The sequence below is a fragment of the Pseudomonas tritici genome, assembly GCF_014268275.3.
In the GTDB taxonomy this organism is placed as follows: domain Bacteria; phylum Pseudomonadota; class Gammaproteobacteria; order Pseudomonadales; family Pseudomonadaceae; genus Aquipseudomonas; species Aquipseudomonas tritici.
The window spans coordinates 5,390,194-5,402,967 of sequence record NZ_CP077084.1; the positions used below are offsets into that span (position 1 = coordinate 5,390,194).

Here is a 12,774-nt window from a genome sequence, read left to right on the forward strand (position 1 = left end):
GACATAAGACTCTTGCAAAAATGAGCGCAGCGACCTCAATCAACGACCGCACATCCCGCGCTTGAGCCCATTACAAACAGCTTTGCAAGAGACTCACCCCACAAACGAAAAAGCCCCGTCGCGAGACAGGGCTTTTCCAGCGATCTCGCAGTTAAGCTGCGACAACGCTCACGTAACGGCGGTTGAACGCGCCTTTTACTTCAAACTTGATCACGCCTTCGATTTTAGCGAAGAGGGTGTGATCTTTACCCATGCCAACACCGTAACCGGCGTGGAATTGGGTGCCGCGCTGACGCACGATGATGTTGCCCGGAATGATTTTCTGGCCGCCATACATCTTAACGCCAAGGCGTTTGGCTTCTGAGTCGCGACCGTTACGGGTACTACCACCAGCTTTTTTGTGTGCCATGAGTCAATTCTCCTAGTGAGGAATTAGGCTGAAATTAAGCCTGAATACCGGTGATTTTGATCTCGGTGTACCACTGGCGGTGGCCCATACGCTTCATGTGGTGCTTACGACGACGGAACTTGATGATGCGGACTTTATCGTGACGACCTTGGGAGATCACTTCAGCCACAACGGTAGCGCCAGCAACAACTGGAGCGCCGATGTTCACGTCATCGCCATTGGCGACCAACAGAACGCGATCAAAAGTAACGGATTCGCCGGTAGCGATTTCCAGTTTTTCGATCTTCAGGTATTCACCTGGGGCGACCTTGTATTGCTTGCCACCAGTAACAATTACTGCGTACGACATGGTATTTCTCCGATAATCCTGCTCACCCAGCGCTTTATAAGAAGAGGTATTGGCTGGCATGGCTGCATGGGATGGACGTCCCGAATGCAATTGCGTAAGGCAGGTGCTGCCCAGGAAGTTCAGGGTGCGCGATTGTACGCAAGGCTTTGACGCGTTGCAAGTGGCCGTCTATCGCGCCTTGACACCCGGGGGCCTGGGTCCTAGCATGCCGCGCAACCCTTCTGGAGCGACTGTCGCTGATGCAACCCCAAGCTTTCTACCGCGCGGTCGCGGACGATTTTAGCGCCGTCGACGGCATCATCAAGAAGCAGCTGACTTCTAAAGTGCCGCTGGTCTCCAAAATTGGCGACTATATTACGTCGGCGGGCGGTAAACGCCTGCGTCCTTTATTAGTGTTGCTGTGCGGCAAGGCCCTGGGTCGCGAAGGCGATGACCTGCGCCTGCTGGCGGCCACTATCGAGTTCCTGCACACCGCCACCCTGCTGCATGACGACGTGGTCGACATGTCCGGCATGCGCCGTGGCCGCGAAACCGCCAATGCCATGTGGGGCAATGCCCCTAGCGTACTGGTGGGCGACTTCCTGTACTCGCGATCGTTCGAAATGATGGTTGAACTTGGCTCGATGCCGGTGATGAAGATTCTTTCACAGGCCACACGCATCATCGCCGAAGGCGAAGTGCTGCAACTGTCGAAGGTCCGCGACGCCAGCACCACCGAAGAAACCTACATGGAAGTGATTCGCGGCAAAACCGCGATGCTCTTCGAAGCCTCCACCCATAGCGCGGCTGCACTGTGTGGCGCGACGGCCGAACAGTCCGAAGCCCTGCGCACCTTTGGCGACCACCTGGGCGTAGCCTTCCAATTGGTAGATGACTTGCTCGACTACCGTGGCGACGCAGAGACCCTGGGCAAGAACGTCGGCGACGACCTGGCCGAAGGCAAGCCGACCTTGCCGCTGATCTACACCATGCGCGAAGGCACGCCGGAACAAGCCGCCCTGGTGCGCAAGGCGATCCAGAAAGGCGGGATCGAAGACCTGAAGGCCATCCGTGCCGCCGTCGAGGCGTCAGGCTCGCTGGAGTACACCGCACAGTTGGCGCGTGATTATGTCGCCCGTGCGATCAAATGCCTGGACGCCCTGCCGGCCAGTGAATACCGGGACGCCCTGGTTGAGCTGAGTGAGTTTGCGGTCGCGCGTACGCACTAAAGACTATTGGCGGAATGGGCTTGTGTGGGAGCGGGCTTGCTCGCGAAGGCGGTATATCAGTGAGAAGCTTCTAGCTGACCCACCGCCTTCGCGAGCAAGCCCGCTCCCACATTTGGACCTCATTACCACCCACTGCCCCGCTCTCGCTGCAAATCCCTATATAATGTGCGACTTTTAGCCATCCTGACTTTTAAGGAGCTTTAGTGAGCACGTTGCCACCCTGCCCGAAATGCAACTCCGAATACACCTACGAAGACGGCGCCCAGCTGATCTGCCCGGAATGCGCCCATGAGTGGTCCGCCAATGGCGAAGTCGAAGCGGCCAGCGACGACGCCGTGAAGAAAGACTCTGTAGGCAACGTCCTGCAGGACGGCGACACCATCACCGTGATCAAGGACCTCAAGGTCAAGGGTACCTCCCTGGTGGTCAAGGTCGGCACCAAGGTCAAGAACATCCGCCTGTGCGACGGCGACCACGATATCGATTGCAAGATCGACGGTATCGGCCCAATGAAGCTCAAGTCCGAGTTCGTGCGCAAAGTCTGAATGTGCTACCTCCATCCCGCGCCCGCCGCGGGATGGCGTTTCGCCCTCTGCGTTGACCCCACGCAATATCCACACAGAAAAAACCAGAAACCGCCAATAGACACTTGCTATTCTACGAATAAGAATTATTCTCATTGAAACCCATCAAGGAGATGCAACCCATGACTTATTTGATAGATGCCTGGCTGGACCGCCCACACCCTTACCTGCGGATCCTGCATCGGGAAACCGGCGAAGTCTGTGCGGTACTGGAAGAAGAAGCCCTGAATGAACTGCAGGATCAGGGTGATCTGGACGTCAACGGGCTGAGTTCAAGTGAACCTGGCGTGTTGAAGGAAGTGGTGCGCAATCTGTTTCTGTTCTGCTATGCCCGAGCGTTGCGCCCGGCCACGGAGCTCAATGGCAAGTTTCATCCATGAGCGACACTACAAGCCATGAATGCACCGGCCTGGTGTGGGAGTCGACGCTTCGACTTGCCCGCGATGCAGACGACTCGGTCAACCTTGCTACCGAGGTGATGCTATCGCAGGCAAGCCAGCTCCCATATCAAGCTGGCGTCAATGCTGCCCAGTCTTACAGAACGTCGAGCAGTTCGACGTCGAACACCAGAACGCTGTGCGGCGGGATGCTGCCAACGCCTTGAGCGCCGTAAGCCAGTTCGCTTGGCACGTACAGGCGCCATTTGCTGCCGGCATTCATCAGTTGCAGGGCTTCAGTCCAGCCAGCGATCACGCCGCCAACCGGGAATTCTGCAGGCTGGCCGCGCTCGTAGGAGCTGTCGAACACAGTGCCGTCGATCAGGGTGCCGTGGTAGTGAGTACGCACTTGGTCTTCACGGGTTGGCTTGGCGCCATCACCTGCGGTCAGCACTTCGAATTGCAGGCCGGAAGCCAGGGTGGTGATGCCATCACGCTTGGCGTTTTCAGCCAGGAACGCCAGGCCGGCGCCCGCTGCAGCTTCAGCCTTGGCAGCCGCTTCGGCTTGCATGATTTCGCGGATCACTTTGAAGCTGGCGGCCATCTGCTCTTGGTCCACACGGCTTGGCTTGCCGGCGAAGGCGTCGGTCAGGCCGGCCAGGATCGCGTCCAGGCTCACGCCCGGCGGCGGGTTGTCGCGCAGTTGGTCACCCAACTGACGGCCAATACCGTAGCTGACGCGGGTTTCGTCGGTGGACAGATTAACTTCGGACATGAAGAGGCTCCGCTGTAGGAAGACACCGAAAAAGCTGCATGAGCGCTGCGCTTCCCGTGTCCTCCAGAACTAAAAGGGCCAGCAGACTAGCACAGAAAACCTGCCCCTGATGAGCCCACCCCTGCCCCCTAGCTATCTACCGCTGCGCCGCCCGGGCGTCACCTCATGCTGAGGATTCACTTCATCATCATGAGGACTGTGCCGATGAGCACCCTGACCGAACCCACCCTTGAGCAGCTCGAGACCCAACTGCTCGAGATCGACCCGACACTGCGCGGCCAGACGCTGCGCCCCGTCCAATTACCACACACGCTCCAGGCGTTGGAAAAAGTGAACGCCACGCTCAAGCAAGCCAACGCGGCTTTCTTCACCCAGGCCCGCGCGCTCTACAACGGCCTTGCCGAAGACGACACCTCGCTCGCGCGCCTGAAAACCAATCTAGACCAGCAACTGCAAACCCTGGATGAAACCAGCCGCGTGGATGGCCAGGGCCGCAAGGCCTACATGACCTATACCGCCGGCAGCACCGCGCTGGAACAGGAAGCGCGCCTCAACGCCAAGGACTACCTGCTCACACCGTCCGACCAGCGCATGGTGGAAGACTGCTCCCGCGGCCCGGCGTTCCGTCCAGGCATGTATGCCCTGACGTTCACCTATCAGGAACAGACCGTGGCCTTTGCCGGCGCCTTCGTGCTCACGCGCCAGGCCAGCCCCGTGGTGAACGACTTGACCTCCGGCGAGCCGGTCGGTCCGGTGCTGCTTTTCATGCCATCCCGTGGCCTGGAACCCTTCGACTCGTTGCACGACCTCGACCAGGGCCTGCTGACAATCATGGCAACCGCCACCGACCGGGACGTGCTCACTCGCCACTTGCCTGTGGCTTATCAACATTTGGACAGCGCCGGTATCTGGCCCCTGGAACTGCAACCGATCACCGACCAGCCGCTGTTCGAATTCAGCTACCAGGCGCTGCTGGACAAACGCAGCCTCGACATCGAGGCCGCCCTGGCGAACCACACGCCTGCCACGCGGGTTCCATTGCTGGACGCCGCCATTCAGGCGGCGCTGCCCGACCTCTCCGAACGCCTGGAATTTCGCGCCCAACGCCTGCTGGAACAAGCCCTCTACAACCGTTTGCCCGTCTGGTTCCGCAATGCCGCAGCGACTGACCAACACGCGTTGATCGCGAAACTGGCGGACTACAATCAGGCCCGCCAGTTATTCCTCGACCTGTTCGGCCCCGCCGCCACACCACAGGCCCTGGCGCACTACCAACTGGTAGAGCGGCTGGCAGACGACCTGGATATCCACGACCTCGATCCGCATCAACTGCACATCACCACCCAGCGCAAGGTCGCCCTCGCCGGCGACTATGCACAACGCCATAACCTGGTGGCGTTGTCATTGGCAGGCCTGCACACCGACGACGGGTTGCCTGGCTCCGACTTCCTGCATCGCAGCCAACTCACCTACGCCGACACGCCGTTGCAGGGGGATCATGCCCAACTGACTCCGCACGTGCTGGCCCTCCTGTTACAAGACCTGCATCCGCGCCTGGACTTTGCCGCCGAGCAAAAAAGCATGCTCGGTACGCCTGAAATCAAACAGGCGACAAGGACGCTGCTCGATCAACGCCTGCTCACGCTGGCGAGCCTCGCCAGGCTCCAGGGCCATCTGGACCCGGCCGATTACCGGCGCTTCGAACAACTGCGCGCCAATCTTCATCCGCACCTGCGGGCGCAACCGGTGCTGGTCCATGGCGCGCAACTCAAAGACCTGTGGGTACTGCGCGACGAAGATGCCAGCGGCCAGGTCAAGCGCCTGCTGCTATGCACACCCGAAGCCCCGCGCGCTCGGCAGTTCATGGCCTTCGACAGCCTGCGGGAATGCCAGGCCCACATCATCGGCTGGGCGGATGAAGCGTCCGGGGCGATGCGTGACTATGTGATCCAGCAAGTCCCCGTGCGCTTTCGTCCCAAGATGGCGACCTTCCTGAACAACCTGAGCTTTAAGCCAGGGGACAACGAGTATCAGGAAGTCACCTTCGGCCCGGCGTGTAACCATACGGACTGCCTGGACGCGATGGTCGCCCATTGGCTCGAATCCCAGGCGCTGGACGACTACCAGCACAGCAGCCCACCCTGGTATCGAGCGGCGTCGGCAGCCGACCGAATCAAACTCACCAGCCTGGCCGAAGATGCCCAGGGCGCACAACGCGCCTACGATGCCCGGCCCGATTCGGAGGCGCGCCTGCCGACCTTTGAGGCGTATGTGCATGAACACGCCAAAGCCAGCCTCAATCGGCTGTTGGGGCGTAAGCAGAATGATGTCGATCCAGACACGGTTTTCGTCTACTCGCCCAAGCCGCTGCTGGGGCCGAAAACCGAAATGCCCTACACGCAGTTGTACCGCGACGGTTACGAAGACGGCGTGGGGTTCCTCGACGAAAAATTCTCCGCCAGCGCCACTTTCCGCGGCCTGGCTGGCGTGGACCTGAGCCCGCTGACCGCGCAGAACGTGGCCCGCTCAGTGACTGGGGTGTGGATCGGCCAGCGCTACACCGATCAGGTCCGTCTGCAACTGCAAGTCGATAGCCAGGGCTATGCCGAACGGCGCAACGCCATCCTGAAGATCAACCAACTGCAGATGAAAGGCGCGGCCCTTGAGTCGCGCCTGCAAGGCCATATCGCCAGTGTCGACCTCGCCTGGCTGGAGCGCGCCATCGATGGCCTGGGCGACACGGCCGTCAGCCAACGCAACAGCTACCGCGTGCACCGCGTATTCATCGACGGTGAATGGGTGATCGGCAACTACCTGTTCAGTCACGCCGACAACCCTACGCTGCTCTATACCCCGAACGCTCCAGATGGCATCAGTTTTCGCGAGGCCAGGCTGTTCAACTATCTGCTCAAGCAGGTCGACGGCATGCCGGCCTACTTCTGTGGGCGCGTGCCGACGCAGTCCCGATCGCGGGTCAGCGGATTTCTGGAGAGCGTGCGCAACGGCCTGCCCAGTGATATCAACCGCACGACGCCAAGCCCGGCCCGCTATGACGCGATCGCCCACGCGCCCCCCCTGGCCGATCTGCGCCATGAGTTCTACAACATGGCGCTGCAACGCAAGATCGACGACGTCAACGCCACGACGGGCAACCGCACGCAGATGATCACCGGCATTCTCTGGACCTGCGTGGAATGGCTGACCGCCGTCGCCACGATCCCATTCCCGCCCCTGAGCCTGAGCCTGGGCGGCCTGCTGGCATTCAAGGACGCCATGCTGGCGCTCAACGCCTATCAGCAGCGCGACAAAGGCATGGCGCTGCAGCACTTTCTCGGTTACTTGCTTAACAGCGGCGGTGCCTTGCTGTTTGATTACCGCCAGGTTCTAAAGGGGACGTTCAATTTGCTGTCGCCCCTGCGTCCGTTGATTCCCGCCAGCAAGCAGGCCCTGAAAACCGCGGCACTCAAACCACTCAAAAGCACCGTGCCACCCGGCCTGCAACCCGCGCTGTTTGACGGCCAGACGCTATGGGCCGCGCAAAAGCCGGATGCGCTGGGACGGCATTTGCTTTACCGCCTGGACGCTTCGACGGGCGAGTATCGCTCGACAGCGCGTTTGGTCAGTCAGGACGCCAAGGGCCGTTGGACGCGCTCAGGCATGGCCGGCGGCGGACGCACGAGATATGAAAAGCTGCCGGAAGACGCCGAAAACCCGCTTGCCCCGTATGAGATCGCCCGCGACCAAAGCAAGAATTTGCGCACCGTGCTGGCGCCGGACTTCCTCAAGGAACAGACCGATTGGGGTTCCGGCCTGGACTTCGCCGCCCGTGCCAGTGCCAGCACAGCACTGGCGCCACTCAAAGAGGCCTACCCCGCGCAGGTACAGCGGTTGAGCGCGGATGCCGAAGCCTTCTTCCAGGCGCTTGGCCCGCGTCCTGCACGGCCCGCCAAGCCGACATTCGCACCCGACGCCGCCCACGCTGACATTTTGCAAAACCTGTTCACGCCGCAAAAACGCCTGATTATCGGCGCCCACAACAACTCCATCGCCAGCAAGCAATTGCTTATCGAGAACATGCCAGCCCTGGCGGAGAAAGGCTTGAAGCGCCTGTACATCGAAAACCTGCCAGCGGATATTTTCCGCAGCAAATTGCAGGTCCTGAATAAGCAGGTCAAAGGCGATATCGCCCGCGCACTCAAACAGGTGGAGGCGCACCTGGCCAACGTCGACGTGGCGCTCGGGCTGCACCGCCAAGCGCCCTTCAGTTACCGCCAACTGATGCTCAGCGCCCACCGCCACAACGTCGCAGTGGAGGGGTTAGATGGTTCGGCGTCATATCATCTGGAACAGGTATTGGCCCTGGGGGAAGGCGAGCGCCTTATCCCCCGCGCCAGCAAGCTCAGGAACTTCTATTCCCACAAAGTCATGGAGCGCGACGCGGCGGATGGGTGGATCGCGTTGGTCGAGCAAAATCGCCTTGGCACCTATGAGCAAGTGGCAGGCCTGGCCGACCTGCAGAACACCCTGGCCCTGCGCATCGCGGACGCAGCTCCGGGCCAACCGACGGGCATCTGGCCCGATGCAAATGTCGCCACCCAGGCGCGCGGTGACTACCGGCTGGCGCTGCCCACCGCTCATCACGTCCTCGCACAACAAGGTACATCGCGATTGTCGCAGGTCGGGATGGTGGCGACGCATTTCAATGAGTTCGATATCCCGCAGCATTTCCACGCGGACATCATGCAAATAGCCGGCGAGCCTCGCGGGTTGGACCCTCGCTACACGTCGCTGAACCTGGCCGCACCGCAAAAAGAGGCACTGCGAAGCTTTACTCAGATACGCAAAAAACTGCATGACCGTGCCAGCAGTTTTCTCGACACGTATACCCCCGCGGCGCGGCCATCCTTGGCTCATCTGACCACCGCAAACACCGAGACGGATTTCATCGAGCAGGTGTACAAATTCAAGCTGGGCCTGGTGATCGGCGAAGTGCATTCGGCGGTATCGCCCAAGCAATTTCTGATCAAACACATGAAGTGGCTGAAGAAGCAGGGCGTCAAGACCCTCTATGTGGAACACCTGCTGACAGACATGCACCAGGCGCAATTGGAGAGTTTCCATAGCACCTTGAAGATGCCTGATCGTTTGCAACGCTACCTGAAGGCACAGGACCAGGGCCATATGTGGCGCTACACCGGCCCCAACACCTACACCAATGTACTGGCCGCCGCCAATAAGTACGGGCTCCGCATTCGGGCGCTGGACTGCACTGCCAGCTACCACACCAAGGGCATTGGCGACGCCAGCGAGCGCAATACCTTGTTCAGTTATTTCGCCAACGAAGTGATCAAGGCCGACCAGGCAGCACAAGGCGCGCACAAGTGGGTGGCGCTGATGGGCACGGCGCATACCGACACCTATTTTCTTGTGCCGGGCATCGCGCAATTGCAGGACGCCATCAGCCTGCATATCCACGATGTAGCGCCAAGCCTTGCGAAAGCGCTGCATCTCGGCGCTTGGGAAACGGCTGACGAAGCGGGTGGAATGGCCCTGCGCAGTGACTTCAAGCTGAGCGTAGGACTACCCGGAAAACCGCTGCCACCGCCAGTACCACGGGCTGATCGCAGCACACTCAAACTGGCCGGCGAGTTCCTGATCGAGCGGCCCTCGGCGACTGAAATCTACCTGGTGCATCGTTCCAGGAATGAAGGTGTCGTAACCACCGCCATTCAAATCGACGACCGTGGGCGCTACTTCATTGACCGTTGGGATCGGCTCAAGGAACAACGTTTTCTGTACTTGGCGCAATTGATCGAGGCACTCAAGAGCCATCCGCCGCTGGGCATCGGGCCGGGTTTGCGCGCGGTCACCTGAGCCACGCCACACGGCCCCGCCCAATGCCAGGGGCGGGGCCGTTTTCGACCGCCGAGTCATTCGGGCGACGAAAGTATTTCAGGTTCACACATTGCCGCCGATACAGGCCTACATAACTCGGCTGGCCCCAACAACAACACCGTCCAGCACACCGAAATCATTCTTGCGGAGTATTCGATGAACAGCTGGTTCGGCAACATCAGCGTCAACCTCAAACTCGGCCTGGGCTTTGGCCTGGTGCTGGTTCTCACCTCGATCCTGGCCCTCACCGGCTGGACCAGCCTGGGCGGCCTGATCGACCGCAGCAACTGGATGAGCGACATCACCCAGCTCAACGCCTCCCTGACCAAACTGCGAATCGTGCGCCTGCAGTACATGCTCGCCAACGGCGACGAAGCCGTGGCGCAGAACGTACAGACCAACCTGGACACCTTCGTTGCCCAGCAACAGAAACTGCTGGACAGCTTCAAGAGCCCGGAAAACCTCAAGCTGCTCAACGAGCAGAAATCCATCATCACCGCTTATCAGCAATCGCTGAACAAAATGCGTGAGGCTTACCGTAACGGCAACGCCTCGCGCCAGTTGATGGGCGACAAGGCCGACATTGCCAATGCACAAATCAATGCGCTGGAGTCCAGCGTGAAGCAGATGCCTGACAGTTCGGAGCGCTTCGCACAGTTCCAGGCCGTCGCCGATGCCAAGATGCAATTCCAGTTGGCCCGCTACGAAGTGCGCGGCTACACCGGCAACGTCAACCCGGACACCGAAGCCCGCGCCGCCGAGCAAATCGAAAAAGCCATTGCAGGCTTGAAAGGCCTGAATACTGCCTTTGGCACCAGCCAGCAAAGCGCATTGACCGCATTGGAAACAGCCTTGGGTGCCTATCGCAGCGCCGTGCAAAACTACAAGGCCGCCAACGCCAACATCGTGTCCGCCCGTGCCGAGATGACCACCCAGGGCGCCGATATCGTTACGATCAGCGACAAATTGTATGAGATCCAACTGACCCGTCGCGACGCCGAAAGCGCCCAGGCCCGCAGCCTGCAGTTGATCAGCACACTGCTGGCGCTGCTGGTCGGCGTTATCGCCGCGTGGGTCATCACTCGCCAGATCACTCGCCCGATCCAGGACACCCTGGCCGTGGTGGAACGCATTGCCTCCGGCGACCTGAGCCACAACATCCAAGTGACCCGTCGCGATGAACTGGGTGTGCTGCAACAAGGCATCCAGCGCATGGGCACCACCTTGCGTGAGTTGATCAGCGGCATTCGCGACGGCGTGACGCAGATCGCCAGCGCCGCCGAGGAACTGTCGGCCGTGACCGAGCAGACCAGCGCTGGTGTGAACAGCCAGAAAATCGAGACCGACCAGGTCGCCACCGCGATGCACGAAATGACCGCCACCGTGCAGGAAGTGGCACGCAACGCCGAGCAAGCCTCCCTGGCCGCGGCCGATGCCGACGGCCAAGCCCGCGCCGGCGACAAAGTGGTCGCCGAGGCCATTGCCCAGATCGAGCGCCTGGCCGCTGAAGTGGCGCGCTCCACCGACGCCATGACCCATCTGCAACAAGAGAGCAACAAGATCGGCAGCGTGATGGACGTGATCAAGGCCGTGGCCGAACAGACCAACCTGCTGGCCCTCAACGCGGCGATTGAAGCAGCGCGTGCCGGTGAAGCCGGTCGTGGGTTTGCCGTGGTGGCCGATGAAGTGCGCGGCCTGGCCCAGCGCACCCAGAAATCCACTGAAGAAATCGAAGGCCTGGTCGCCGGCTTGCAGAACGGTACTCAGCAAGTCGCCGCGGTGATGAACAACAGCCGCAACCTCACCGACAGCAGCGTCGAGCTGACACGCAAGGCTGGCGTGTCCCTGGAAAACATCACCCGAACGGTGTCGAACATCCAGTCGATGAACCAGCAGATTGCCGCAGCGGCCGAGCAGCAAAGCGCGGTGGCTGAAGAAATCAGCCGCAGCATTGTGAATGTGCGCGATGTGTCGGAGCAGACGGCGACGGCGAGTGATGAGACGGCCAAGTCGAGTGTGGAACTGGCGCGGTTGGGTAGCCAGTTGCAGCAGATGGTCAGCCACTTCCGGGTTTAAGAAACCAAAAAGCCGCCTCGGCCTAGACCGAAGCGGCTCCACTTCTCAGACCTTAACGGTCATCAAAGCTGTCCCGCAGGAACTTCCATACGTGATAAGCACGCAGGCAGTTCACTACGAGGTTCCATGTACGTCGTGCAAACTTAAACATACTCGGCCCTCCGTAAGTTGGGCCTTACCTCCAGCGCACTTACCGGAACACGTGAGCCTTCAGATGCACGTCAATGCTTCCTTTGAGGCGGCCGGGTTTATGATCCTTCCACATGTATCCGGCACGGAGTGCAAGTCCGTGGCGGTCGGTCGAAATCTTCGCGTTAACCCAGCCAACCTGTAAAACGACGAACGTGAAACCGAGCCGATACTAACCCGACCTTCCAGCTGAAGGTGTGACGGTCGGCGCCCGAATACCCGCTTACCCCCTTCAAATCTGTTGCTACTTTTTACAGATAATACTGATACATCAAAAAATGTAACCGCTCAGTATCAAACCTTGCATGACAGACTTCAGGGGCCTTAATATCGCGATGCACGTCATTGCTCCTTTGAAGCCGCAACCCCAGCCGCAAACTGGGATTGCAATAAAAAACCGCCCTACTAAGGCGGTTTTTTACTGCCTGCGATTTACCCCTCAGCCCTCACCTTCCTCGGCAAACACCACCCGATTCCCAAACGGGTCCTTGATGCTCATCTCGCGCGAGCCCCAAGGCGTGTCCTCAACCTCAGGCTTGGCATAACGGTAATCCTTGCCCGCCAATTGCTGCTGATAGGCGTCCACGCCCTGCGCCTGAATGCGTACCGCCGAACCTGGCGAGGCGTCGCCATGATGCTCAGTCAAATGCAGCACGCACTCACCCAGCGACACCTGCAGGTACAACGGATAATTCGCCTCGAAACGATGCTGCCAATCCACCTTGAATCCCAGGAAGTCGACGTAGAACTCCAATGCCTTGGCCTCGTCGAAAATCCTCAAAATGGGGGTGACTTTTCCTAAGTGCATGTATCCGCCTCCGTGTCTGAAAACCACAACTATAGAGGGTTTCCCGTGTTGAATGACAGATCGCAATCGCAGTCAAGCCAGCTCTCACTGTTGATCGCATTTAT

At 59.9% G+C, this 12,774-nt stretch carries 9 protein-coding genes and 1 pseudogene; 6 read left to right on the forward strand and 4 right to left on the reverse strand.

Translation table 11 applies throughout. The features are described 5' to 3' along the window. Nucleotides 1–151: 151 nt before the first annotated feature. Nucleotides 152–409 carry a 50S ribosomal protein L27 gene (rpmA, locus tag HU722_RS24615; protein ID WP_003176049.1) on the reverse strand — a complete coding sequence of 86 codons (258 nt, stop codon included), beginning with the start codon at nt 407–409 and terminating at the stop codon, nt 152–154. A 34-nt stretch (nt 410–443) separates the two neighbouring features. After that, nucleotides 444–758 carry a 50S ribosomal protein L21 gene (rplU, locus tag HU722_RS24620; protein WP_003176051.1) on the reverse strand — a complete coding sequence of 105 codons (315 nt, stop codon included), beginning with the start codon at nt 756–758 and terminating at the stop codon, nt 444–446. 239 nt (nt 759–997) lie between these two features. On the opposite strand from rplU, the gene HU722_RS24625 reads away from it, so the two are divergent. The 3 genes from HU722_RS24625 (at nt 998) to HU722_RS24635 (ending at nt 2,930) form a co-directional block, all read left to right on the forward strand. Beyond that, a complete protein-coding gene (locus HU722_RS24625) occupies nt 998–1,966 on the forward strand; it encodes a polyprenyl synthetase family protein (protein ID WP_186754941.1) in 969 nt (322 codons plus the stop codon). A gap of 203 nt (nt 1,967–2,169) precedes the next feature. Continuing rightward, nucleotides 2,170–2,511, forward strand: a complete 342-nt coding sequence (locus HU722_RS24630) for a zinc ribbon domain-containing protein YjdM (protein WP_065874684.1) — start codon at nt 2,170–2,172, stop codon at nt 2,509–2,511. 161 nt (nt 2,512–2,672) lie between these two features. Continuing rightward, on the forward strand, nt 2,673–2,930 hold the full coding sequence (locus HU722_RS24635) for a PA4570 family protein (RefSeq protein WP_003194088.1): 258 nt from the start codon (nt 2,673–2,675) through the stop codon (nt 2,928–2,930). 154 nt (nt 2,931–3,084) lie between these two features. Here the strand turns inward: HU722_RS24635 and bamJ are convergent, their stop codons facing one another. Continuing rightward, entirely contained in the window at nt 3,085–3,702 is a 618-nt protein-coding gene (bamJ, locus tag HU722_RS24640; RefSeq protein WP_003176055.1) for a BamJ family beta-barrel-assembly machinery protein, read from the reverse strand. Between the two features lie 204 nt (nt 3,703–3,906). Between bamJ and HU722_RS24645 the strand changes: the two genes are divergently transcribed. From HU722_RS24645 to HU722_RS29360, 3 genes and pseudogenes are all read left to right on the forward strand, one after another. Beyond that, entirely contained in the window at nt 3,907–9,576 is a 5,670-nt protein-coding gene (locus HU722_RS24645) for a membrane-targeted effector domain-containing toxin (protein ID WP_186754942.1), read from the forward strand. Between the two features lie 312 nt (nt 9,577–9,888). Beyond that, nucleotides 9,889–10,818: pseudogene (locus tag HU722_RS29355) on the forward strand (methyl-accepting chemotaxis protein); the annotation flags it as partial. Then, nucleotides 10,810–11,673 (forward strand): methyl-accepting chemotaxis protein, encoded by an 864-nt coding sequence (locus HU722_RS29360; protein ID WP_371905354.1) that lies wholly within the window; start codon nt 10,810–10,812, stop codon nt 11,671–11,673. The pseudogene HU722_RS29355 and the gene HU722_RS29360, both read left to right, overlap by 9 nt. Nucleotides 11,674–12,301: 628 nt before the next feature. On the opposite strand, the gene HU722_RS24655 is transcribed toward HU722_RS29360, so the two are convergent. Then, nucleotides 12,302–12,670: a glyoxalase superfamily protein gene (locus tag HU722_RS24655; RefSeq protein WP_065874682.1), complete on the reverse strand. Its 369-nt coding sequence runs from the start codon at nt 12,668–12,670 to the stop codon at nt 12,302–12,304. Nucleotides 12,671–12,774 lie beyond the last annotated feature (104 nt).